The sequence below is a fragment of the Candidatus Tisiphia endosymbiont of Oplodontha viridula genome (assembly GCF_964264865.1).
GTDB lineage: Bacteria > Pseudomonadota > Alphaproteobacteria > Rickettsiales > Rickettsiaceae > Tisiphia.
Genome location: NZ_OZ183486.1, coordinates 1,525,702 through 1,551,648, shown reverse-complemented (window position 1 = coordinate 1,551,648; position 25,947 = coordinate 1,525,702). Strand labels below are relative to the sequence as shown.

Genomic DNA, 25,947 nt, shown 5'->3' with positions numbered 1-25,947 from the left:
ATTTAAGTAATCATTTAATATCGTAATTACAAGACTTTCCTATGAATATTTATTCAATATATGTTAATCCTCAAAAAAAAGATAATGATTTTATTCTTATCAAGCAAGGTTTTTCATTATTTGCTGCGTTTTTAAGCGTGTTTTGGGCATTATATCATAGAATGTGGTTACCACTAATAACTACTTTGATACTAAGTATTGTTATATCAAGTTTAGGTTGTACTAATTTTATTTCTGTAAGTCAACTCGCCATTATGTTGATATTTGGTTTTTTCAGCGATGATATGAGAGAATATAATTTGCAAAAAAAGAAATACCAACTTACAGACATAATATTAGCAAAATCTGAGATAGAAGCTGAATTAAAATTTTTAGAACGCTTAGTGGATGAAAAAAATGTGTTATAGTAATCTCAAATATTGACATTTGGGAATAGATAATAAAAATGAGAGTATAATATGTATGACAAGAATAATGTTTTTGTAAAAATTATTGGTAAAGATATTCCAGCAGAGATAATATATGAAGATGATAATCTAATAGCATTTAATGATATAAATCCTGTAGCTCCAGTACATATAATAATTATACCAAAAAAGGAGTATATTGACTATAGTGATTTTATCCTTAAAGCTTCTAGTGATGAAATTAAAGATTATTTCACCAAACTAGCCTATATTGCATCGCTAGTTGGTTTAGATCAAGATGGCTATCGTTTGATTACTAATAAAGGGATAAAATCTGGACAGAGTGTGTTCCATTTTCATTTCCATATTATAGGAGGAAAAACTATTTCTAAGCTGATATAGTCAATTGATAAAAAGATAAATGTATAATGACAAAACAATATAATATTGCGGTAATTGGTGCGTCGGGTAATGTTGGGCGTGAGACTTTAGAGATTTTGTTTGAGAGGGGTTTTCCAATTAATAAGCTCTATGCTGTAGCATCGAGTGAATCTACAGGTAAAGAGGTTAGTTTTGGGGAAGATAGTATAAAAATATTTGATATAGATAGTGTAGATTTTAGCAAAATAGATATTGCCTTTTTTGCAGCTGGATCAGAAATATCAATGAAATATATACCCAAAATTGTCGAGCAAGGTTGCATAGTTATCGATAAATCATCATTTTTCAGACTTGATTCTGATGTTCCTTTGATAGTTCCAGAAGCCAATCTAGCAAGCCTAAAAGATTATACTATTAAAAATATTATAGCTAATCCGAATTGTTGTACTGCTCCTATAGCTACTGTATTAAAGCCTTTGGATAATGCAGTAAAGATTAAGAGAATGGTGATATCGACTTATCAATCGACTTCAGGAGCAGGAAAGAGAGGAATGGATGAGCTTTACGAGCAAACTAAGGCAAAATATGTTTTTAGTGACATCACTCCTAAAATTTTCCCTAGGCAAATAGCTTTTAATTTATTTCCTTATATAGGTAGTTTTAATGAAGATAGTTCTACTAGTGAAGAATCTAAGATTTCCTTGGAATTAGAAAAAATTATAGGATCACATGCTAAATCTAGTGTAACTTGCGTGAGAGTGCCGGTGTTTGTTGGTCATTCTATTTCAGTAAATGTTGAGTTTAGTGGAGAGATAGATGCTAAAGAAATAGAAGAAATACTAAGAGAATCAGACTCTATTGTAGTTAATTCTCATTTAGATAAAACACAATATGTTTCTCCCATAGATGTTGTTGGTAAAGATTTTGTTTATGTTTCGCGAATTAGAAATGATCATAGTCAGAAAAATACCATTAATTTATGGATTACAGCAGATAATTTACGTAAAGGAGCAGCTTTAAACGCTGTGCAAATTGCTGAGGAGTTGATAAAAGGATATTTGTCGAAAAAGTAATTAGGTTATACTTCTAGGCTCTAAGTTAATAAAGAGGTTGCCATATTATTTATTTTGCGTATAGTGTAGAGTCAAATAAAAATATTACAAATAGTATAATTTTTACTGATTAGCAGTAAAAATTATACTAGAGCTGGGAAGCCATCAGGTTCAGATAACTACTATTATCAGAACAGGCTAATTTAATTTGTGTTAGACGATATAGATTATAATTCAGAAAAATATAATATAACAACGGTAATATGAGAAATAATAGTGCATTAGTATCTCAAGTAGTAATAAATCCCCTAACTACTGCTCTTGAGAAGTGCAAAATTGCGTTTTGGATAGTTTTTAGTTTTGCATTTGTTATTAACTTGTTAATGTTGATAACGCCTCTTTATTCCTTGCAAGTGCTTGATCGGGTTATAGGAAGTGGTAACTTATTTACATTAATGTGGTTGTCTATTATTATTGGTACGATCTATTTTATTTATGGGTTATTGCAAGTTGCTAGATCATTCACCCTAATTAAAGTTGGTGAATGGTTGGATAAAACAGTTGCTCCTGTAATTTTTGGTCACTCTATTTCAGCCTCTGCAACTCGTACTAATATGGGTGCTAGTCAGTTACTTCGTGATTTTCAAACAGTAAAAACCTTTCTAACTAGCACTGGTATTAATACTTTATTTGATGCTCCTTGGAGTGTTGTCTACATAATAGTAATTTTCTTAATTCATCCATATATTGGAATCCTTACATTAGTTGGGGCTATTATTATTGTATCTACGGCTTTCTTTAATGCGGCTGCAACTAATAAAACTCTCGGTGAAGCTACTGAATTTTCTATAAAGGGTATGACGCAAGCTGACATCGCCAATAGAAATTCAGAAGTTGTAGAAGCTATGGGCATGATGAAAAATGTCACGGCAAATTGGCATCAATTTAATATTGCTTCTTTGGAGAAGCAATCAATTGCTAGCTACCGTAATGGTGCTATTTCTAATTTTTCAAGATTTATCCGTAATGTCATGCAAATGCTGGTAACTGGTATTGGTGCTTTTGTTGTTGTTTATACTTCAGGCAAAGATATGACTACTGGTGGTATGATTATGAGTTCCATTATAGTTGGTAGAGCTTTAGCCCCTTTTGATAACGCTATTGAGTTATGGAAAAGTATGAGCGGGGCTATAAAATCTTATAAAAATATCAATCAATTATTTGCTTCGTATAAATCAAGAGAAGAAGCAATGCCAATTCCAAATGTCGAAGGACATTTAACTGTGGAAAATATTTATTATTCGATACCAATTCCTCCACATATACCACAGCCACCAGTACCAAGATATATTTTAAAGGGAGTATCCTTTGCGGTGCAGCCTGGTGAAATATTAGCAATTATAGGACCTTCTGCAGCAGGTAAGTCAACTTTGGCAAAAGTTTTAGTTGGGGTATGGAAAGCATCGTCAGGAACTGTTAGGCTTGATAGTGGAGAAATTTATCGTTGGAACAGGGAAGACTTTGGTAAACATGTAGGGTATTTGCCGCAAGGAATAGAGTTATTTAGTGGTAGTATAAAGCAGAATATAGCTAGGATGGCTGAAAATGCTGATCCAGAAAAAGTAATTGAGGCAGCTAAAATTGCTGGGGCTCATGAAATGATCTTAAGATTACCGGATGGCTATGATTCAGATATTGGAACAGCAGGCTCTAATCTTTCTGGTGGACAAAAACAACGGGTTGGTCTTGCTAGAGCATTTTATGGTAATCCTAAACTACTTATTTTAGATGAACCTAATGCAAATCTTGACGAAGCGGGTGAAATAGCCCTATCAAATTGCTTAAAGCAAGCAAAATCTAGGGGTATTGCTGTAGTTGTTATCTCTCATAGACCTTCTGTATTATCGGTGGTAGATAAGATTTTGGTATTACAAGATGGGGCGGTAGCTCTTTATGGCACTCAAGAAGAAATGCAAAATCGAGTTAAACTGTTACAAAATGGTGTAATCCACATTAATGAATAAGTTTTAAATATGGAAGAAAAGTCAAATAACAATAAGCCGGCATTTACAGCGGAGCAACTTAAACAACTTTTGTCGCTACAAAATGATTTAACACACACAAAAAAAACAAAGGGAGCTATTGTATCACAAAAGGTAATAGTAAAGATTTCTAATGCCATTAAAAATACATTATATTATCTTGATCGCTTCCTCAATTTTGTTACTAAAAATAATGATGTTGATCGCAATGATGTAGTGCAGATTGCTAGATCCCCTATTCTTTTTGGAGTGTATGTAATAATCTTTTTTGTATTAGTTGGAGGGGTATGGGGCAGTTTTGCTCCTCTTGATAGTGCTGCTACAGCATTGGGTGTTGTTATAACGAGTGGTAATAAGAAGACAATTAATCACCAAGAAGGTGGAATTATAGCTAATATTTTTGTTAAACAAGGTGATCAAGTTAAAGAAGGTGATAAATTAATAGAGCTAGAAGATACAAGAATTAAGTCAGCATATGAAAGTAATTTAAGCCAATATAGACATGCTTTAGCAACGGAAAGTCGTTTAATTGCTGAGAGAGATAATCAAGATAAGATTGAATTCCCAGAATTATTAACCAAAAATATCAATTTACCTGAAGTAGCAAGGATTATACATACCCAAGAAAATTTATTTCAGTCTAAAAAAGAAGTATATAAAAGTGAAAAAAATGCCTTACATCAAAGGATCGAGCAATTAAATAAAAGAATCGAAGGTACGCAGGCTAAAAAAGTTGCAAATGTAAAAACTCTAGAGGTTGTTAAGGATCGTTTAAAGGCAATGGATACATTGCATGGAAAAGGTTTTGCCAATAAAGCCGCTTTATTAGACTTAGAAGCTAAGGAAGCACAGTACAAAAGTGAGATAGCTATGGCAGAAGCTGAGATTGCATCTATTAAGCATTCGATTACAGAGTGTGAGATTAGCATTATTAACTTACAGAATAAATATACAGAGAAAACTCTGACTGAACTAAAAGAGACACAAGAGCTAGTAGCTCGTTTTAAAGAGGCATTTAATGCACATCAGGACTCTTTAAATCGAGTGGTTATTAAATCACCAGTTGATGGTATTATAAATGTATTGAACTATCATACAATAGGACAGGTGATTTCACCAAGTTATCCGATTCTAGAGATTTCTCCAACTGATGATAGTTTGATAATAGAAGCAAAAGTTCCAAGCAAGAATATAGATTCAGTGCATGAAGGCTTGGTAGCAAAAATTCGCTTCAGTGCTTTTAAATCTAGAACAACGCCGTTATTTACTGGCAAAGTTGTTAAAATATCTCCTGATATTGTACAAGACAGAAATACTCCAAGCCAAGATCCCACCACTTATTATATCGCTAGAATTGAGATTGATATGGATGAGTTTAATAAGATTGCAAAAGCTAAAAAGTTAGAGTTACATCCTGGTATGCAAGCGGAAGTTCAAATTGTCACTGGCACAAGGACTCTCCTGAGATATTTACTTGATCCTATTACTGATACGATGTTTAGAGCATTTAAAGAGAAATGATATAGCTAACCAAAGAAGGTTTTAGCCAAAAATGCCTAGTACTACAAATAGTACTAACGTTAAAACGCTGTCATTCCCGCTTCGGCGGGAATCTAAAAAAATAACATAGAAGGTATGTTATACTGCTCGTAAATGAAGAGTTGGTAGACGAAGATCAAAATCAACAAGTGCTAGGAGTGTTCAAGCCGAGGAGCGCAGCGTACATTAGTACGTGGCTACCTGCGGTCTTGGACAACGACAACGCAATTGTTGATTTTCATCGAGTATATCATAATACCCTACTTTTTTTATATAACCACCATTAAAATGGCTGCTGATCGTCTATTAGCGAGGAGTCGCGAAAAAGCGGCGACGCAACAATCCAGGATACACGAAGCGTTACTCTAAAAAAACAGCTTCGCTGTTTACCTAGATCGCCACGGCATCTAAAGAGTCTTGCTATGACGATTATAGAAAAATGTACTATGATTAGCTTGTTACATCGATAGTTGAGATTAAGTAAGTGTATTAATTTTCGGATTTGATATACTCTTCTGCTTTAAAGAATTGTTTTTTGAAAATATCATGGATTCGCATGCGTAACTATACTATATGTACACCTAGCATGCTCACCATTCATTTTCAAATCCAATTCTTCAAATCATTTGAGTATACTAGAGTTTTCTAACGTTTTATCAATTACCCTAGAAAGGATTTCTAAACTATATCCATTTGTTAGTATGCCATTAACAAAAAATGCGGGTGTACCAACAAAACCTTGTGAACTAGCAGCAAGGTTAGTATTGGCAAGTAATGTTTCGACAATTTGATTATCATTAAGACATTTAGCATAAGTTTCTGCGGATACTCCACCAATTTGAGCTATATTTGTTAATAATTCACGATATCTGTTACTACTGCCCCATTTATCTTGTTGTGCTAGTATTACACTTTGGAATTTAAGAAAACTCTCTAGATCATTTGGACAACGTGCCAAAATTGCTGCATCTAAATCTTGCTTATTACCGACAAATTCACGAATTATATAAGCAATTTTATTGGTATCAATATATTTCTTTTTAAGCTCAGGTAGAATTTTTTCATGATAATAAGCACAATGTGGGCAAGTTGGAGAAAAATACTCAACTACCACTACAGTTGCCTTAACATTACCAAGAACTATATCATTTTGGCTAACATTGAAAGTTGGTTTATAAGGCATCTGTTTCAAGCTAACATTATCAGTAGAGTTAGTAGCAGAATCCTCTACCGTATCTAGAGATTCTTCCGTATTAGTTGAAGCCGTACTGTCTTGAGGATTTACTATTGTATTCCATTTATCATTGGCAAGGTTGTCATTATTTTCTTCTTGTGGAACTTTTTCCTGAGTCACTTCAGCCTTATTATCAGGTTGCTCGTTTTTATTATTAGATTTATCACTTTCTTCCGAACATGATATTAACAATAATGAAATTATAATGATAAGGATATTATGCATAAGTTTTGATATAGTTTTAAGTTAAATTAAATACTTTACTCTTCAGGATTTTATATTCCTTATGAGAAGTCCTTATAAAAATAAGGTTTTACTGGTATTTAAGCAATAAAAATTTTTACTTATTCGTAACAAAATAATTAATTTATATACTATAAATATTTTTTCTAATAAATGCAAAAATACTATTAGTTAAAATAAAAATATTGTTATAATGATTTGAACCCCCGCGTAACTTTCATGATAATTAAGTCTTATTTGTAAATAAGGTAACACAACCCAAGAAGAAGTGAAAAATATATTGGGATACCATGATGATACTGATATAATGCTTGATGGTAGCATGAAATGGGTATACATCCGTATAACTTATGTTCCGATTAGTTAATTGATTCTCCTCCCTAGATACTGAATAACACGATAAGAAAATTAATTATGAAAGATTTTAATACTAAGGTCATTAGTAAGTATACAGAAAGATTAAAAGGCTGTTTTGTCTCTTTAAGCTCTGAATGCATCGTGTCTTGTAAGTATCCTAGTACTTTAAAAAGGTCTTTGCGTACTTTTAATATTATAAAGATTCTACAACAGAATAGTGACTTGCTTGATTATCTTAGTCTAGATAGTCAAAAGAACTTGCTTTCTGTTCTTGAGCATTACGGATATCTCTCTATTGAAACGTTAAAGCAACAAAAATATCAAATGGAAGAGGTAACAAATTTTGTTACCTCTCTTAATCAATTGGTTGATTGCTTAAAAAGTTCTTCCACTTTACATCATGAAGAAAATAATAAGGCACTAAAACCTGTAATGGATTTAGCTAGAAACTTTGTACAACATTGTTGTATATTAATAATTGAAGATGTTAAAAATCAAGATGTTATAAATAATTTACAGGCAACTGCCATTGTTTTGAATTTAGATAATTTATCGCTTGAGCAACAAAATCTACTTTTAGATCAATTGTTGTTCATTAAAGAATTATGGCAGATTGATTCTACTATTGACATAAAGAAAGAATCTGTTCCTTTGTTATTTCATGCTAATATATTATTAACACTGAAAGAAGAGAACACAGTAGATTACGAATACATTTTTAAAAAAATTACTAATTTTTTAATAGATGATCACAATGTATTGATGGAGTTAACCAATGCTAAGTTAATTTGCTTATATAATAGGCTAAAAGATTTATGTATTAAATCTCAGACCATAAACCATATTTTGCTAAGAATACATGATGAGTCAAAATTTAGGAAGAGTTTCAGTAAACTTAATAATTCAGGGTATGAGCTTTCAGTATTATTTGAAAATTATAATGCAATAATACATCAGATAGAAAATGCAGAGTTCGCTATAATAGAAAGATTCTTACTTCGGCAAAATGTCTTTATGCATGAAATTTTAATTAATATTACAAAGCATATAGATGCTATCAGGATGCTCAATATAACAGAAGATTCTGATCTGAATTATATATTAGCTCAGATTAGAAAAAGGTTAACTCAAAATATCCAAAGTGGTCATACTATTTCTTTAATGATTTCTTCTATTGAGTCTAAATTTTCTGCAAAACTTGAAGTTAAAATTATCAAACGATATGCTTCTTTAGATAGTTTTACTAAAAATGCTTTAAAAACTAGGTATCAGTTGTTATTTAAAAATATTACTTCATTATTAAAAAAAGAGCTAAATTATGCAGAGTTTGTACAACAGGTAATAACATGTAGAATCGCAGCTGATTATAAGATAAATAGTAATGTTACTTCAGTTAGAACGTTAAGACTAATTGAACAAGAAAGGTTAGAAGTAAAAAAACAATTATGTGAAATAAATTTTGTAGAAACTTTTAGTGACAAATATTTAAATAAAACATCTAGTTTAAGTTTTAAAAAACATGTCAGGAGAACTAGTATAACAACTCCTGCAGGTTATGTTACGGTAATTATTAGAATATTACTAACAAATTTTAGTGTTGAACAGCTTCAACTTTTATCACAATTTTTAATGAATGGTAATCTAACTACAATTCGAACAATCGTTCAACAAGAGTTGGTTGTGCAAGTTAAAAAACGCACCACTATAAGTAAAGTAATATATTATGTATTTACTAGAAAGAAAAATGAACTTACCATGCTCAATAATATCAAGAGAATTCTAAATGAATATACTAACCTCAATTAGATATAAGAAGCCTTTTTTAGGGGTGTATTAATAAGCAGATTATAGTCAATTCAGGAGAATTTGATGCTAGGAACGATGGAGTGAAGCCTATAGATAATAGACGAGTGACGACGTCACCAAATTCTCATCAATTGACTATATCAAAAATTTTTGTAAGATTTGCTAACATACGCACGTCAGAACCATCTTCTAAAGCCCAAACCCAAGAAAGTACAGATTGGACAAAACACCAATCGCTAATTCGCTCCGTATCTAAATCCAAGAGAGTTGCAAACTTAATGATGCGATTTGCAATAATACTCTCAACATCTTCTAAAGCAAGGAGTTCAGGGAGAGGATTACGAATAAATGCTGCTACCTCATATGCTTTTTCACCGATAACTCCTTTAGGATCAATAACCACCCAATTATCACCACTTTGTAGAATATTATCATGATGTAAATCACCATGAAGTAAAACTAACATTGACGATGTGCCTAGTAATTTATCTCGCAATTGTCTAGCTTTTTCTAAGTAGTAAGTTGGCACATCCCATTCTTTATCTAATACTGCCAACCAATCTGTGACATAAGGAAAACCTTCTGATGGCAAAGGTGCATAGTGTAATCTTTTCATTACATTACATGCTATTTTAATAGCCTCGTAATCTTTTACAGGGAAATCTCAGTACACGACATAAAGGTTAACAAAAAATTAATGTCTTGCAAAACGTAATAATTATAATACAAAAATAGAAAATTGCTGAGTAATATTTAACTATTAAGTTGCGATAGCTCAATTAATGATATATTTTATACTACGTATTTCCTACTATCATATACTTTTTTTGGCTATTAATTTTTTGTTAACCTTTATGTCATGTACTGAGAATTTTTAGTTGATTTTCAAAATCTTCTTGTGTACTACTCACTAATGGTGTTAAATGATTAAATCAACCTGATCACTAAATCTGTAAGCAACATAATGTTCACTACTAAGACACTATTAATATATTGATACGAGGAACTATGAAGAGTGAAGAGAGGAATCCCGAGCGGATAATAACTATTGAGCATGCTAAGCATGTTCTAGAACAATCTAGTACTGCCCTATTTATGAAAAGAAGCATGAAGAGTGCAAATGAAAAAGCAGGAAAAACATTGATAAAGCAAGCTATAGAAAGATCTAGTTCTGATAGTTACACTGAGAATGGGTCATCTAAAGATGAATTTGTACATTTTGAACCAATTAAAGATTTTCTTGCGTCTCATAAAAAGGGATGGTGTCATATTAACAGCGAATCTAAACATGGGTTATGTTCAGAAAATGCAACACCTAATATTAGAATGTTAGAGTCAGTACTAGCAAAAGAAGTAGAGCTAAAATCTAAACCAAAAAGTTGGTCTAATTATATCAAGGAGCATAGTAAGGCTTACCTATTGCCCCCTCCTAGCCCTGAAAAATCTCAGAGTATAGAGCTGGATTCTATTGACATGCTTAAAAAAATACCGGGTCTGCCTGGAGCTTCTACTATGTCTACTATGGGTAAAATATTGCCCAAAACAATTAATCCTTATTATTTTAGTGTTCTCTATTGCTCAGGTATACTTAGTAAGAGCGAAGAAATATTACACCGACAAGTCTTCCATTTTTATAAAAAACCTAATGATTTTTCTATGACCGCAAAATTTTATGACCAAATAGAAACAGTAGAAATAACAGGAAGTACTTACGATGATTTAGGGGGATAGTATAAGAATTCCCTCAGTACACGACATAAAGATTAACAAAAAATTAATGTCTTACAAAACGTAATAATTATAATACAAAAATAGAAAATAACTGAGTAATATTTAACTACCAAGTTGCGATAGTTTAATTAATGATATGTTTTATACTACATATTTTCTACTATTATACACTTTTTCTTGGCTATTAATTTTTTGTTAATCTTTATGTCGTGTACTGAGCAGGAAAATAGGATTTTAATGATATATTAGAAATAGCCTGCTCAACTAGCAGTAAGCCGGTGCTTTCAGCTAAAACCTTCACACCCCCAAATTTAGAAAAAACTTTTAAAGCTGTTGATTCTCTCTTAAGATCATCAATGTCTAGCCCTAACTTTAAGATAATTGGCTGATAACCTTGGAAGCCTGCTAGGACATAATGGTAACTCAAGTTCTTAACTGGATTTAAGCTAGACAAACCGTACTCCTTGGCCAATTTATGGACAATTTTTGGCAAATCATCTAACCAAACCTTACCTTGAACACCATAGATATTAGTAATGTTAGTTTCAAATGTTTTCATGATGACCTCAGAAAAATGCATTCTTGAAGCGGCTGGCACAAATGCATTTTAATCTATTATCGCTAATAATCTTAGCTAATAATATTATTAGCAAATGAAATATTTAACAATCAGGCATCAAACCGCTTTAAGCCTGATTGTTTACATTCTCATTCCAATTTCGGATTAATGAAATTAATCCGAAATTGAGGTTGATAATAAATTTGTATTTTTTTATGCTAGATCAAATTAACTATTTGCTATAATATTATAGGTAATTCTAACTTAAAACTTATAAAATTGATATTATGGGAATGAGCTTCAGCCACTTATTAGTGATCTTATTAATCATCTTAGTGTTGTTTGGAGCTGGTAAGTTGCCTCAAGTGATGTCAGATCTTGCAAAAGGTCTTAAAGCTTTCAAGGAAGGAATGAAAGACATTGATAAGAAAAAAGATGAATAACCTGTTTTGCTAGGTGATGTGAAGATTTCTATCTAATGGTCTTATCGATCGTTATTTTCGTTCTCAAATCCGTAATACCATTTCCCAAAACTAAATTGCTACTCGGAGTACGAGTGTCAGCTACCTTCGCGTACAACTAGTACGTGAGGAGCGGGGATTATGAAGTACGACGACGTGATGATTAGTTTTCGGAAATGGTATAACACCACAACTGTCGAAAGTTAAAAAACCGTCATCGCAATGAGCTTTGTAAGCCCTAAACCGTCTATTAGCGAGGAGTCGCTGTAAGCGACGACGTGGCAATCTTGTGAAGAAGAGCTTACTTCATGAGATCGCCACGGCGTCTATCGACGCCTCGCGATGACGATTTTTAACTTTCAACAGTTGTGGCTGTAAGACCGACTAAGCAATCCAGTAACATCATTTATCTATAGATTGTTTCCTAGATTGCTTCGCTTACGCTCGCAATGACGCTGTGGTATAGGTGTACAGTTGTGGGATAATTATACTCATTCAATAACTATCGCAGCTCGCTCAAATTTATTTTCTAAGTTGCTTTTAAGGTTTTTATATTGAGGAGTTTTTAACTCTTTATTGGTAACCAAGCTTTTTTTTGTCGATATTATATCTGTGAATTCAGTATCTTTATTCTGATATTTACATGATCTATTGACATATATCCACGGAGTATCAACCTCAAAGTTTAATTTTTTACAGTCTTTAATTATAATATTTTTTATAATTATATGTCTTATATTAGTGTTAGGTACACCTATAAAAAGGTCTGATACTTGGTCAAAAGCTGTATTTGTAATATCCTCCATCCCATATAATCTTAACCTTAAACCAGACCCCTTATTGGTTTTAAAAATTCGATTTTTTTGCTGATATGCGTATTTAATTGTAAGATCCTTGACAATACGAGAAGTAAGATCAGGTAATTCTAAAAATTTCTTGTCTTCTTCATCAAGATATACTCCTGTCAACATGTGGAAAGTAAAATCCCTTAGCTGTTCATTTGATTCATATAACCCAGCACCTGTTATATTTGCTGCTGTTTCTCCTTGTAAATCAAGCTGACCATGCACATCTACAATATTATTTCTTATTACGAACTCATTGTGCATTATAGCTTGTGAATTTTGATGGGCTATTTCAGGAACTTTGGTATAACCTGCTTCTTGCATATCTAATACCAAGGCTAACTTACCTGCAACATCCGAAAAAATTCCTTGTGCCATACTGACAAAGTTTGTTGGGTCAATCCAATATATTTTTCCATTTTTATTAGCTACTTTAAGCATCACATGATTAAAATTTCCCATATTAGGTAGTGCATCTGGGTTAGAAAAATTAGTAATACCTCGCATTACTAAAATGGGTTGAACCTTAAACCCAAGCTTTTGCAAGATAGCAGCAGTACTTGCAGAAAAATCTTTGCAATCACCAATTTGAGAAGTAGCAATCTTTTCTAAATCTCTAGGAAAATACCGACCTGATACTGTTCGCCAATCACCCATATATTGGATTTTCTCAGCTAATGAAGAAGTGACAAAATTAATTTTTTCTTCATCGGTATTTTTATCTAGAGCAGATTCCGCTATATTCATGAAAATTGTAGGAAGTGGTTGATTGATTACCTTAGAATAGCCAGGAGCTAATTGTTTGGCCAAATCTTGCCATTTGGTTAAACTTGATAAAGATACCCAAGTTTTGTGCTTAATATTTAATATACCATTACTTGGTTCATTGGTCAATTGATTATAAACAGGTTTCTCTAGGATAATCTCTGCCGAATGAAAGTCACTTTCAGCATCGGTAATAACTTTTAATACGCCTTTTGGGTCGTTTACTTTGATATTTAGAGGTAATTTGGAATTAATCTTAGTTCTACTTGCTTGCAAGTAACCTTCCCTACCATAGAATATGGTATCACCATAAAAATCATCTATAGCAACTTTTGTTTCAACATATTTATATTTTAAGTATATTTCTGCACCAAGTTCCACTTTAGGGAATGAGATAGTTATCTGATTTAGCTGATCAAAACCTTGTCCAAAACTAGCTAACGGTTTATCCTCAATCATATCTTTAGAAACTACATATTCTTGCCCATTATAAATAGTCTTGGCTTCTAATATAGAGATTTTGGAACTATAGTTATTATAAGTCAATCTATATTGAGAGAACTGACTACGTCCTGATTCTTTTAGTATTTTTGCGTGTATTTCCATTATTTCTTCAGAAGTGCCATCTTGATTAATACTAATATCGTTATTATAAAATTTAATTTCAACAGGAGCATCTTCGTACTTACTCCATCTTCCTTGAGCGGAGTAGTTTATTAAAAATACTAATAATATTAGACGAAGACAAAATTTTAAATAAGTCATTATAAATAATCCTAAAAATAAAAAAATACCCCTTAGTTACCAGCATTATAAGGTATTGTAAACTAAAAAATAGAGACCACTAAGTAAAAATGATCTTTTTTCTTGGAGGTATATAAACAATTTTATCTTGATCATCTATAGTAACGTCATGATGCATCTTTTCCATGACACCAATAAAATAATTACCATGTGGCATTAGTTTTACTATTGCCCAACCGTCCATAATAAATTGAGTAATTTTATCTAAATCAGATTTGTTTTCAGCGAAAGATATAATTTTTTTATGGGGTTTTACCCTTGTCATAATCTTATTTTTTATTAATTTTAATTTCTTATATTTATTATTACTAAATCTTTTGATTAGTACGGCTGTAACAATAATTGCATCGAAACTGTGTTAGCTTTATTAGAGGGAAAATGTATACTCAAATGATTTGAAGCATTGGATTTGAAAATGAATGATGAGCATGCTAGGTGTACATATAGTATAGTTACGCATGCGAATCCATGATATTTTCAAAAAACAATTCGTAGGAGCAGAAGAGTATATGTATTTTTTGAAATACACTAACATTATCCCAAAAGTTAACTGATTTGATTGACCTTTCTTTTTCTTACATAAAATTAGATACTCTAATGATAAATTATATAGTCAAATACATTGAATTAGGTGGTAAAAACATAGAAGTAGTTTTCACAATCAACTGATTTTATCAATTATCTTTCCACCTAATTCAATGTATTTGACTATATTACATTTTTATCTGTTCCTAGAATTCACGGTGTCAGTATCTTTTAATATCAATCTATCCTAGATAACTAATTATTGCAACACTTTCTTTTATTTTAAATACATAATGCTGAGGGATTTAAAGAAGCCACGAAACCTCGACCCACAGCGGACAATGATGTACGTGAGGAGCAGAGTATCGGTAGTACGAATAAATTACCAGCAGAAGTAGAGTTTGCCAAAGATATCTATTATATTTTCCACATTATATCTTAGTGCTTTATAATTTCTGTGCTATACTAGCTTTAGAATTGATAACTACTAATAGCAACATATATGGATAAAATAACTCCTCGAGTTGATTTGGCATTTAAGAAAATCTTTGGTGTAGAAGAGAATAAGGACTTGCTGATATCCTTGATTAATTCAATTGTATCTAAGGAAGATCAAGTGGCAGAACTAACGTTGCTTAATCCATATAATCCTAAAAACTTTAAAAACGATAAACTCTCAATATTAGATGTTAAAGCCAAATCTGTTGATGGCAAAAGGTTCAACATTGAAATTCAAATTAGCGACGAAGCTGATTATGATAAGCGAGCTTTATATTATTGGGCTAAATTATATACCGAGCAATTAAAGGTAGCTCAGGACTATTCTACCCTAAGCAAAGCCATTGGTATTCATATTCTAAACTTTACTTCTATTCCGAATGTAACTAAGTATCACAATGTTTTCCATATAGTAGAAAAAGATAGTGGATTGTTGTATTTCAAGGACCTCGAATTACATACTATTGAGCTTAATAAGTTTACTGATAATTCTTATGAGGAATTACCTGATATACTGAAAAAAGTAAAAAACTCTCTAGATATGTGGACAGCTTTTCTAACAAGACATGACCTACTTAACAAAGATAATTTACCTAAAGAATTAGACAATGTTGCCTTAAAAAAAGCTCTAACAGTGCTAGATGTTATGAACTTTACTGACGAAGAAAGAGAGGCCTATGAAGACCATCTTAAATGGCTGCGTATCGAAGCTAACACTCTAAAAAAACAACTGGAAAAAGGTAGAGTGGAAGGTATAATAGCTATAGCAAAAGAAATGCTATTAAACAATGAGCCGATGGAAAAAATTATTAAATACACTAAGTTAAGTAAATCTCAAATAGAAAATCTAAAATGACTTACGATCCTCAAATTTATCATTTACTATCATTTACTAACATATTCTATTATTGTTATGTAATGGTTAGCTATAGCAGAAGAGGAAATTATGATTAAGAGTATTTGGGCAAAGGTTAAATATGTAGTATATTTGCTTATATATATAGTGATTACTTGGGTTACTGCGAAAATTATACTTATATCAACATTTCCTGATGATGGTCAATGCCATTGCACTGAAACTCCAACGTTACTGCATTATATTTTAGCTTCGATAGTAACTATATTGCCAGTAATAGCACATATATGTACAAAAAATCGTAAACCAAAAGTAAAGTCTGATACTAAATAAATTATGATTGGTAAATTAAAAGGTAAAATAGATGCATGTTTTAATGATTATGTCATTATTGATGTTAGTGGTGTTGGATATTTAGTGTATTGTTCTAGTAAAACTTTAAATAAGTTAGTCGTTAATGAGTTTTGTCAATTATTTATTGAAACACATGTAAGAGAAGATCATATTAATCTTTACGGCTTTTTATCTCTTGAAGAGAAGGCTTTTTTTAATTTATTACAATCGGTAAACGGTATTGGTACAAGAATGGCTTTAGCTATTTTATCAAATTTATCACCCGAGTAAATCCAATCAGCAATAGCAAGAAGGGATAAAGAAGCTTTTAAAGCCATTTCTAGTGTTGGGCTAAAACTAGCTGAACGAATTATCATAGAGTTAAAGGATAAAGCTTTAACTAATTTTACTAACAACCTTACCATGGATAACAATGATACTGACTTAGCTAAGATATCATCTGATGCCACATTAGTGTTAACCTCGCTTGGTATTGGTAAAACTGAAGCACAGAATTTAGTACAGGGAATTATTGCAGAAAATTCTAATCTCTCTATTAATGAACTAATTAAACTTGCACTAAAAGCACGTGGATCCAATGTCTAAAAATATTTTGTCAGCTGATATACTTCCGAGTGATCAAGAATTTTCTCTACGGCCTAGCTATTTAAGAGAATTTGTCGGACAACAACAAATTAAGGATAATTTATCCATTTTTATCCAAGCAGCTAAAAATAGGTCTGAACATTTAGATCATACATTATTTTACGGTCCTCCTGGACTTGGTAAAACCACTCTTGCACAAATTATTTCTAAGGAAATGGGAGTAAATTTTAAATCCACCTCAGGACCTGCTATATCAAAAGCAGCTGACCTAGCTGCTATACTTACTAATTTGCAAGATAATGATGTGTTATTTATCGATGAAATTCACCGTCTTAGTACAAATATTGAAGAAGTATTGTACCAAGCAATGGAAGATTTTGCTTTAGACATAGTTATTGGTGAAGGACCTTCAGCAAGGTCAGTAAAAATCAACCTACCCTATTTCACTTTAGTTGGAGCAACTACTAGGCTCGGTTTACTCAGCAACCCTTTGAGAGATAGATTTGGTATACCATTGCGTTTGCATTTTTATAACGTGGCTGAACTAAAACTTGTTTTGAGTAGAGCTAGTAAATTGCTAGCAATTAATTTAACCGATGAGGCATTAGAAGAGATAGCGGGGCGTAGTAGAGGAACTCCAAGAATTGCTCTTAGGCTAGTTAGACGAGTGAGAGATTTTGCTTCTGTCGATGATAAGCTAGAAATTGATAAAAATATTGCCAATATCTCCCTAAATCGATTAGAAGTTGACAAAATAGGTTTAGATAGTAATGATTATAGATACTTAAAATTTATAGCTGATAATTATGCTGGTGGTCCGGTTGGTATAGAGACAATTGCAGCAGCTCTATAAGAACAACGTGATGCTGTTGAAGAGACTATAGAACCATATTTAATACAAATAGGGTTATTACAACGTACCCCAAGAGGTAGAGTTATTACTAAAAATGCCTTTGACCATCTTGGAATATAGTAATTTACAGTTACAAAGAGGTAGTTTATGAAAATAATCAACATAAAACAACAGAAAAACCCGCTTAGTTCAATGTCGTCTCCTATAGTCTTTGATTTAGCAATTAAATATAAACCTGATCTTGCTAAAGCTTATAATAACAAAGGTGTTGCCTTGAACAAGTTAGGTAAATACTCGCAATCAGAAGAAGCATTTAGCAAGGCAAAGCAACTTAGGGCAAAACATTAAAAATTATAGAATGTATAGCTAACCCGAGTAACATTACTCCGTCATTGCGAGGAGCTACTTTAGTGGCGACGAAGCAATCCAAAAAAGTTATTAGAAATGGATTGCTTCGTCGGCTCACGCCTCCTCGCAATGACACTAGGATTTATGTACTCTTCGCTAATAGCCGGAGTAATGCTAATCGGAGTTAGCTATATATTTTAAAAACAAACTAAGAAATACTTAAGAAAGAAATATTATATGCAAAAAGCTTTAAGTCTTATAATTGCTGCAGCAATTATTTACTCTATTGTCCAAATGAAGATGCTCTCTCCTCCCGAGGACAAAGACCCTAAAGTTCAGACGACTAATGATGCTGAAAATAATAAAAATACTAAAGCTGCTCCTGAACAAGCAAATATACCATTAACTGGTAATTTTCTTGAAAAAACTGTTTCAAAGGTTTTGATAAATGCTCTTAAGACAGAAGAAGGTCGACTATTTTTTGAGCATTTACTACAACCAACGAACAAACCTATTACTGATGGTAAATATACTATAGAGGTTAATAGAGACTTAATACAACCAATGTTTAAGATTAATAGCTTTGGTAATGGGACTAAAGGACCAGCTACTTGTGGTCACGTAGTCACATTACGTTATCAATTATTGGATATTAACAATAATTTACTTAGCGAAAATACCAAGACCTTTACACTTGGTTCTAGAGCAATCATGTTAGACCTTGATTCTGTAGTAGTAGGTATGATGGTTGGACAAACAAGACAAGCGGTGCTTCCTGCAAAATATGCATATTATAACCAGCAATATAAAGAAGAAGATAGAGATCATGATGCACCTTATAGAGTTAATATTGTCTTAAATTCAATATTACCTAATAATTTTGTTGATAGTAATGAAGTAAAGATATTTGATGATGAAATAGCTTATAGAATGCCATTATTATGCGGAGATAAAGTAGGGGTTGACGTAAAGATTACTAAATTATCGAATGGTCAGGTAATTTATGATTCAGTACAGAAAGGTAAGAAATTAGATATAAAAATTGGTGATATTAATTATCCATTAATCGTTTCATATGCTCTACATGGTAAAGTGCCAGTTGGCACTAGAACAGTAATTGCCAAAGGTAAGTCATTTAAGGCACTTGGTTCTAATATCAACAAAATGCTTAATCAAGATAAGATTCCTATGGATGAGTATTTGATGCTGGAATTAACAAATTTTCAAACAGAATAATAGAGAAAAGAATGCACGACAATAATTACAAGACAAAAAGAGCTACAGTACCAGCTCTAGAAGAATTATTATTTGAACCCATAAAAATACTAGATCATGGCTTTATCAGAATTATTGATTATATGGGTGATGATAGTAGCATCGTCCAAGCAGCACGAGTATCATATGGTAAAGGTACAAAACAACTAAGCCAAGATAAAGGTTTAATCAATTACCTAATGCGTCACCACCATACAACACCATTTGAAATGTGTGATATCAAATTTCATATTAAACTGCCTATTTTCGTTGCAAGACAATGGATACGTCACAGAACCGCTAGTGTTAATGAATATTCAGCTAGATATTCTATATTAGGAAATGAATTTTATTTACCAGAAAAACAGAATCTTGCTGCTCAATCCACAATAAATAAACAAGGAAGAAGTGATGAAGAAATTCCAAAAGAAATTGCAGATAAAGTCTTAGTGCTATTAGAAAAAGATGCTAAACTATGCTATCAGCATTATACTGAAATGATGAACCAGGATGAACATGGCAATATTATCGATGAAAATACTATAGGTATTACTAGGGAACTTGCGAGAATGAATTTAACCTTAAACTATTATACAGAATGGTATTGGAAGATTAATTTGCATAATCTATTACATTTTCTACTGTTACGTGGGGATTCTCATGCTCAATATGAAATCAGAGTATATGCAGAGAAAATGCTAGAAATAGTAAAAGCTTGGGTACCTTTCACTTATGATGCTTTCGAGGAATATAGGCTAGGAGGAAATAATATTTCTAAAAAAGGACTTGCTGTTATAAAAAAACTACTCAATAATGAAGAAATTACTCAAGAATCTAGTGGCATAAACAAAAGAGAATGGGATGAATTAATGCAACTTATAAAATAGGTATTATAAAAATGATTACAATTGATAAAACAACCTACCGAGCCCCATCTTTTAATGAGAGAGTTAGATTTTTGGTGCTGCATTACACTAACGAAAACTTAGAAGGATCCCTAAGAGACCTGCTAGGTCCGAAAGTTAGTGTACACTATCTAGTTTCTGACTCTAATCCGAATCATATATTCCAATTAGTGGAAGAGTCTAGACGAGCTTGGGATGTTGGTGTTAGTGGTTGGCAGGGGCGTCAGAATCTCAATGATACTTCTATAGGTATTGAAATAGTAAATCTTGGCGATACCAAAGATTCTCAAGGAAAGATTCATTGGTATCCTTATCCCGAAGACCAAATTACAGCGGTGATGGAGCTTTGTCAGAATATTATAGCTCGTTATGATATTGACCCCACTTGTGTAATTGGTCATTCTGATGCTGCTCCGGGAAGGAAACAAGACCCAGGTCCCCTATTTCCATGGAAACAACTATATGATAATAATATCGGAGCTTGGTATGATCAAGATACTGTTAATGCTCTAATGCCCAAGGTAGATCTGTCTAATGTAAAGTTAATCCAAGAACAATTTAGCAAATATGGTTATGTGTTGCAGCCGACAGGAATAATTGATCAACAGACAACGGATGTTGTAGTATCGTTCCAAATGCATTTCCGCCCAAAGAATTTTTCTGGAATATTAGATGTCGAGACCGTGGCAATTTTAGAAGCATTATTACAAAAATATCTTATGTAAAAAAGCTGTCATTCCTGCGAAACATTTGTTGCGTAGATCACTAGTGTGTAATCGTCATCACGCATAGGTGTCAACTTAAGAGCGTAATGATTGAGCATGTATAAGTAAATCAAACCTAAACGTTATTGCGAGAAGCCGCTGCAAGCGGCGACGCGGCAATCTAAGATACGCGAAGCGCGTTACTCTAAAAAACAGCTTCGCTGTTTATCTAGATCGCCACGGCATCTAACGATGCCTCGCGATGACGGCTGTGTTTAATTTGTTTATACATGTTCAATCATTACGCTCTTAAGTTGACGCCTATGCACGATGACGATTACACAAAAAATGTAGGGTACTATGGTCATTCTCCTGCTTCGGTGCGGAGTCTAAAATAACTTAACACAACTTATCTTGGTCATTTTTTTAGATTCCGCATCGAAGCAGGAATGACAACGAAGGCTTATTAAAGGTTAAAATTTAAGCTTTGCACCAATAAGAGCAACTGTACCTTTAGTTTTTTTCTTAGGAGCTTCAATAAGGTAAACTGGCTTACCCTTAGCTTGGAAATAAGAGATTTCAGCATAAGGCAACAAGCCTGGTGTTATCTTATATTCAGTACCTAGGCTTACTGTATCCACCGTATTTTTATACTTTAGTGATTTAAAATAGGAAAGACTTGCTTTAATAGGACCTTGCCCATAAGCAATCGTACCATTATAATATTTCGTATCACGACCAACTTTATGGTAAGTTTTTGAAGTCAAACTTTTACCTAAACTACCATAAGAACCAGCACAAGAAATATTACCATAAGTTAAGACTGCACCTAAATTGTAAGCGTTTAGATCTGATAGCTTGTTGCTAGATAGCATCTTTCCATTAGGATCTAATACTATAAGTTTGCGAGCTGGTTTGGCATGTTCTCCTGTAACACCAACTTCTACTGCCATATCATCTAAAATCTCATACTTATAGGATATCCCTGCAGAAATCGCATCTTTGACATTGTAATTATAAATTACTGTATCACCTTTACCACCATCTATACCAGGTAGTTCTACTTCATTTATACCAGTCTTTAATTTACTACGACCCGTTTTGCTATCTAAATTTTTTAGATTACGATGACCACCAGTATTTGCTGAATCAGGAATATAAGAAATACCAAACTGAAAGCCTTGTATCTCTGGCGTATAATAAGAGACTTTTCTAGCTGGCTCTGTTCCTTTATTTATGTCATCGAAGCCATTGGTAAATGAGTCTATGACAGAGGGTGGGGTTACCTCAAATTCTGGCTCCATACCTTTATATTGCATACTGCTATCGTCTAGTGATACATACTTACTCCAAGCAAAACCACAACTAGCTGCTGCAACTTGAGCACCACCAATACCCATCTTATTTGCAGCATCATAAGGAGAGCCTAGCTCTACTTTACCATAATCTGTCTCTAAGAATATGAAAGAGCCATTGACACTTGGAGAACCCTTTGGTTTAGTTGTTGGTAGTAAAACCATTTTAACTCCAGCTATTACATCATTAAATTCTTGCTTAGCAGTGGCAGAGAAAGCTGCTTCACTATAAAATCCAAGCTTTTTCTTATTATCAGTAATATATTTACTTTGTTCTGACGACAATTTACTTTGGTTACCATAACCAGCTTGGAAACCAAAAAACCCTTCTAATTTTATTTCAGTATCTGAAGCAGCTTCAGCTGGAGGAGTAGAACTGCTAAAGGCTATGCTAGACAAACAAGAGACACAAAGCAACATTATTAATTTTTTCATAGTAATACCAAAACTCTTTATTCATTATGTTCTTTTTATATCCCATTGAACATAATACATTTCTATTTGGAGTATTTATAGCAGAAGATAAACCATAATGTAACAAATTTTTGTAAATAACTATGATTAGTCAGACAAATTTTATTATTTTAATGGTAAAATTACAACTAATATAACATTTTTTTTAATTGTTGCTAATATCATAAAAATATTGTATTCTAGCTTTGCGGGTTGAAATTTTTGTAAATAAAGTTGAAAAAACAAAGGTGGGGTTAACCCCACCTTTTTTATTAAAATCTTTAAATATTTATGTTGTAATGCAAACTATAGAGCAACAAATTATTGATGCGGTGCAAGATAACCTAAAAGATCTTGGTTTTGACTTAGTAAAAGTAACTTTAAAGGGTTCAACCCATAAAGTACTTGAAATATTAATAGATAGGTTGGATGGTGAAAAGGTTACTATAATAGATTGTCGGAATAGCAGTAGAATTATCTCAGCCCTTTTAGATGTTGAAGATATAATTAGTGATAAATATTTTTTAGAAGTTTCTTCAGCAGGTATTGAACGCCCATTAATAAAATTTGAAGATTATACTAGATTCCTCGGTAGGGAGGCTACCATAAAATTAAAAGAATTATTAAATGGTCAAACTCGATATCAGGGAAAGATAGTTAAAGCTGAAGATAATAAAATTCATCTGAATAACCATGGTGAAGACATAGTGTTTTCATTTGATATGATAAAAAAAGCCTCTTTGGTATTAACAGATGAAATGTTTAGGAATTTAATGAATAAAAAATAGACTTCTTGGATAATTTGCTTCTGCTAGGGAATTTGTAGGAGGATCAAAACCTCGACCCACAGCGTACTCAAATTCCGTTACGGATTCGAGTCTAGTATACTCAAATGATTTGAAGAATTGGATTTGAAAATAGACTTCCTGCAGAATTCGCTTTTGCTGAGAAATTTGTAGGAGACACGGAACCTCGACCCGCAGCGTACTCAAATGTACGTGAGGAGCAGAGTACCGGTATCACGCACAAATTACCAGTAGCAAGTAGATGCAAGAAGTTTAACATTAAAAGGCAGTGAATTTATGATTAATATTGGTAACATAGAAATTCTGCAGATCATAGATTCTGTAGCTAGAGAAAAGAATCTTCCTAAGGAAGCACTACTTTCGGCAATGGAACAGGCTGTACAGATTGCAGGACGCAGAAAATATGGAAATGAACATAATATAAAAGCTGAGATTGATAAGAAAAATGGTAATATTAATCTTTTTAGAATCCTTGATGTAGTGGATGATGTGGAGAATTATTTTACTCAAATTTCTTTAAAGGATGCTGTTGAAAAGAAAGTCGATGCTAAAATTGGCGATGAGATTTATGAATTTTTACCGCCTATTGATCTTGGACGTGTTGCAGCTCAGGCAGCTAAGCAAATAATAATACAACGCGTTGGTGAAGCGGAAAGAGAAAAACAATATGAAGATTTTAAAGATAAGAAAGGTGAGATTTTAAACGGCACTGTTAAGAGAGTAGAGTTTAATAATATCATAGTTGACCTTGGTGGTCGTGCTGAAGCAATGATTAAAAAGGAGCAGCTCATTAGAGGAGAAAGCTTTAAGGTTAATGATCGTATTAAAGCTTATGTACAAGACGTAAGATTATCGTCTAAAGGGTCACAAATTTTTCTATCTAGAACTGACGACCAAATGCTAATAAAATTATTTGAATTAGAGATTCCAGAGATTTATGATAATATAATTGAATTGCGAACTATAGCTCGTGATCCTGGATCAAAGGCAAAAGTTGCAGTCTTTGCTTCTGACTCCAGTGTTGATCCTATAGGTTCATGTGTAGGAATTAGAGGTAATAGGATTAAGGCTATTACTAATGAACTTAATGGCGAAAAAATAGATGTAATATTATGGAGCAAGAATATTGCCCAATTTATTATGAATGCACTTGCTCCTGCAGAAATTGCAAAAATTGTTATTGATGAAGATAAGAATATAGTTGATGTAGTTGTGTCTCAAGATAATTTGAGTCTTGCAATTGGTAGAAGAGGTCAAAATGTTCGTTTAGCCTCTAAACTTACTGGCTGGAATATTAATGTAATGACGGAAGATCAAGAATCCAAACGGAGAAATGATGAGTTTTGCTCTGCTACTGAGTTATTTATGGAGACCTTAGATGTTGAAGAAGTGATAGCACAACTGTTATCTGCACAAGGTTTTACCTCTCTAGAACAGTTAGCTTCCAGTAAAATTGAAACTTTAATGAATATTGAAGGCTTTGAAGAAGAATTAGCAACTGAGATAAGAGAACGAGCAATAAATTATGTAAATGCTAAAAATGAAAAAATTATTATTAAACTCGAAGCTTTAGGTGTTGAACAAGAATTAATTGATGTATTGGATTTACAACCAGAATTCATATTAAAATTAGCTGAGTATGGTGTAAAGACTATAGAAGATTTGGGAGAGTTGACAGTTAATGAATTTAAATCATTAGTGCCTAATTCTAACATGGTAGATGATGATATAGAATTACTGATTCGTACAGCTCGTACTCGTGAAGATGAATAAATTTAAGCAACCTCAGTATCAATCCTGACAGGGGATGCTACCACAACTGTTGAAAGTTAAAAAGCCGTCATCGCGAGGAGCTTTGTAAGCCCTAAACCGTCATTGCGAGGAGTCGCTGTAAGCGACGACGTGGCAATCTTGTGAAGAAGAGCTTACTTCATGAGATCGCCACGGCGTCTATCGACGCCTCGCGATGACGATTTTTTAACTTTCAACAGTTGTGGGGATGCTACCTAAACTACTTAAGTTGCCATGTGCGTAGACGAGGATCTAAAATGTTTAATTAGTTGTCAGTCAAAGCAAGAAAATTTTAAAAAATTTAGCATTAAGTATTAGTGCTAAGAATTTTATTGATATACTGAAGAACTACTAGCAAAATTAGCCATTTCTAATAACAGAAACTTGGTAATTTAATTTTGGGTAAAGAAAAAATTAACAATTCCCTTAAAAAA

The 25,947-nt window shown here is 32.7% G+C and carries 21 protein-coding genes and 3 pseudogenes; 18 read left to right on the top strand and 6 right to left on the bottom strand.

Annotated features, from left to right (window positions below; genetic code table 11):
* Positions 1-41: 41 nt before the first annotated feature.
* From ACFEL1_RS07560 to ACFEL1_RS07540, 5 genes are all read left to right on the top strand, one after another.
* The gene (locus ACFEL1_RS07560; RefSeq protein ID WP_375330966.1) at positions 42-407 is read left to right on the top strand and encodes a DUF2628 domain-containing protein; all 366 of its coding nucleotides are present in this window, start codon (positions 42-44) and stop codon (positions 405-407) included.
* Between the two features lie 51 nt (positions 408-458).
* Positions 459-809, top strand: a complete 351-nt coding sequence (locus tag ACFEL1_RS07555; protein ID WP_341763276.1) for an HIT domain-containing protein — start codon at positions 459-461, stop codon at positions 807-809.
* Positions 810-835: 26 nt separating this feature from the next.
* Complete coding sequence (gene asd, locus ACFEL1_RS07550) at positions 836-1,861, top strand: aspartate-semialdehyde dehydrogenase (protein ID WP_375330965.1); 1,026 nt, start codon at positions 836-838, stop codon at positions 1,859-1,861.
* Positions 1,862-2,103: 242 nt separating this feature from the next.
* The gene (locus ACFEL1_RS07545; protein WP_375330964.1) at positions 2,104-3,864 is read left to right on the top strand and encodes a type I secretion system permease/ATPase; all 1,761 of its coding nucleotides are present in this window, start codon (positions 2,104-2,106) and stop codon (positions 3,862-3,864) included.
* A gap of 9 nt (positions 3,865-3,873) precedes the next feature.
* A complete protein-coding gene (locus tag ACFEL1_RS07540; RefSeq protein ID WP_375330963.1) occupies positions 3,874-5,403 on the top strand; it encodes an HlyD family type I secretion periplasmic adaptor subunit in 1,530 nt (509 codons plus the stop codon).
* Positions 5,404-6,043: 640 nt separating this feature from the next.
* Here ACFEL1_RS07540 and ACFEL1_RS07535 read toward each other — a convergent pair.
* Positions 6,044-6,880: a DsbA family protein gene (locus tag ACFEL1_RS07535; protein WP_375330962.1), complete on the bottom strand. Its 837-nt coding sequence runs from the start codon at positions 6,878-6,880 to the stop codon at positions 6,044-6,046.
* A 432-nt stretch (positions 6,881-7,312) separates the two neighbouring features.
* Between ACFEL1_RS07535 and ACFEL1_RS07530 the strand changes: the two genes are divergently transcribed.
* Positions 7,313-9,061: a hypothetical protein gene (locus tag ACFEL1_RS07530; protein ID WP_375330961.1), complete on the top strand. Its 1,749-nt coding sequence runs from the start codon at positions 7,313-7,315 to the stop codon at positions 9,059-9,061.
* Positions 9,062-9,188: 127 nt separating this feature from the next.
* On the opposite strand, the pseudogene ACFEL1_RS07525 reads toward ACFEL1_RS07530, so the two are convergent.
* A pseudogene (locus ACFEL1_RS07525) lies at positions 9,189-9,701 on the bottom strand (aminoglycoside phosphotransferase family protein); the annotation flags it as partial.
* 368 nt (positions 9,702-10,069) lie between these two features.
* Here ACFEL1_RS07525 and ACFEL1_RS07520 point away from each other — a divergent pair.
* Positions 10,070-10,792 carry a hypothetical protein gene (locus tag ACFEL1_RS07520; RefSeq protein WP_375330959.1) on the top strand — a complete coding sequence of 241 codons (723 nt, stop codon included), beginning with the start codon at positions 10,070-10,072 and terminating at the stop codon, positions 10,790-10,792.
* Between the two features lie 202 nt (positions 10,793-10,994).
* On the opposite strand, the gene ACFEL1_RS07515 is transcribed toward ACFEL1_RS07520, so the two are convergent.
* A complete protein-coding gene (locus ACFEL1_RS07515) occupies positions 10,995-11,351 on the bottom strand; it encodes a hypothetical protein (protein WP_375330958.1) in 357 nt (118 codons plus the stop codon).
* Between the two features lie 287 nt (positions 11,352-11,638).
* Here ACFEL1_RS07515 and ACFEL1_RS07510 point away from each other — a divergent pair, with 287 nt between their 5' ends.
* Positions 11,639-11,794 carry a Sec-independent protein translocase subunit TatA gene (locus tag ACFEL1_RS07510; RefSeq protein WP_341747719.1) on the top strand — a complete coding sequence of 52 codons (156 nt, stop codon included), beginning with the start codon at positions 11,639-11,641 and terminating at the stop codon, positions 11,792-11,794.
* A 509-nt stretch (positions 11,795-12,303) separates the two neighbouring features.
* Here the strand turns inward: ACFEL1_RS07510 and ACFEL1_RS07505 are convergent.
* Entirely contained in the window at positions 12,304-14,187 is a 1,884-nt protein-coding gene (locus ACFEL1_RS07505; protein WP_375330957.1) for a DUF3857 domain-containing protein, read from the bottom strand.
* Positions 14,188-14,266: 79 nt separating this feature from the next.
* Positions 14,267-14,491, bottom strand: coding sequence for a DUF2674 domain-containing protein (locus ACFEL1_RS07500; protein WP_341760801.1), 225 nt, complete (start codon positions 14,489-14,491; stop codon positions 14,267-14,269).
* Between the two features lie 762 nt (positions 14,492-15,253).
* Here ACFEL1_RS07500 and ACFEL1_RS07495 point away from each other — a divergent pair.
* The 8 genes and pseudogenes from ACFEL1_RS07495 (at position 15,254) to ACFEL1_RS07460 (ending at position 21,129) form a co-directional block, all read left to right on the top strand.
* The gene (locus tag ACFEL1_RS07495; RefSeq protein WP_341763204.1) at positions 15,254-16,105 is read left to right on the top strand and encodes an Rpn family recombination-promoting nuclease/putative transposase; all 852 of its coding nucleotides are present in this window, start codon (positions 15,254-15,256) and stop codon (positions 16,103-16,105) included.
* A 90-nt stretch (positions 16,106-16,195) separates the two neighbouring features.
* Positions 16,196-16,438, top strand: a complete 243-nt coding sequence (locus ACFEL1_RS07490; RefSeq protein ID WP_341747723.1) for a Holliday junction ATP-dependent DNA helicase RuvA — start codon at positions 16,196-16,198, stop codon at positions 16,436-16,438.
* Positions 16,439-16,441: 3 nt separating this feature from the next.
* A pseudogene (gene ruvA, locus ACFEL1_RS07485) lies at positions 16,442-17,044 on the top strand (Holliday junction branch migration protein RuvA).
* A pseudogene (gene ruvB / locus ACFEL1_RS07480) lies at positions 17,037-18,017 on the top strand (Holliday junction branch migration DNA helicase RuvB). The pseudogenes ruvA and ruvB overlap by 8 nt, the downstream one beginning before the upstream one ends.
* Positions 18,018-18,044: 27 nt before the next feature.
* A complete protein-coding gene (locus tag ACFEL1_RS07475; protein WP_341760796.1) occupies positions 18,045-18,245 on the top strand; it encodes a tetratricopeptide repeat protein in 201 nt (66 codons plus the stop codon).
* A 237-nt stretch (positions 18,246-18,482) separates the two neighbouring features.
* Complete coding sequence (locus ACFEL1_RS07470) at positions 18,483-19,481, top strand: FKBP-type peptidyl-prolyl cis-trans isomerase (RefSeq protein ID WP_375330956.1); 999 nt, start codon at positions 18,483-18,485, stop codon at positions 19,479-19,481.
* An 11-nt stretch (positions 19,482-19,492) separates the two neighbouring features.
* Complete coding sequence (gene thyX / locus ACFEL1_RS07465; protein ID WP_375330955.1) at positions 19,493-20,386, top strand: FAD-dependent thymidylate synthase; 894 nt, start codon at positions 19,493-19,495, stop codon at positions 20,384-20,386.
* Positions 20,387-20,397: 11 nt separating this feature from the next.
* A complete protein-coding gene (locus ACFEL1_RS07460) occupies positions 20,398-21,129 on the top strand; it encodes an N-acetylmuramoyl-L-alanine amidase (protein WP_375330954.1) in 732 nt (243 codons plus the stop codon).
* Between the two features lie 452 nt (positions 21,130-21,581).
* Here the strand turns inward: ACFEL1_RS07460 and ACFEL1_RS07455 are convergent, their stop codons facing one another.
* Positions 21,582-22,898, bottom strand: coding sequence for a porin (locus tag ACFEL1_RS07455; RefSeq protein WP_375330953.1), 1,317 nt, complete (start codon positions 22,896-22,898; stop codon positions 21,582-21,584).
* Positions 22,899-23,215: 317 nt separating this feature from the next.
* On the opposite strand from ACFEL1_RS07455, the gene rimP reads away from it, so the two are divergent.
* Both rimP and nusA read left to right on the top strand, forming a co-directional pair.
* On the top strand, positions 23,216-23,704 hold the full coding sequence (rimP, locus tag ACFEL1_RS07450) for a ribosome maturation factor RimP (RefSeq protein WP_341762212.1): 489 nt from the start codon (positions 23,216-23,218) through the stop codon (positions 23,702-23,704).
* A 294-nt stretch (positions 23,705-23,998) separates the two neighbouring features.
* Positions 23,999-25,495: a transcription termination factor NusA gene (nusA, locus tag ACFEL1_RS07440; RefSeq protein WP_375330952.1), complete on the top strand. Its 1,497-nt coding sequence runs from the start codon at positions 23,999-24,001 to the stop codon at positions 25,493-25,495.
* The last annotated feature ends 452 nt before the right edge of the window (positions 25,496-25,947 follow it).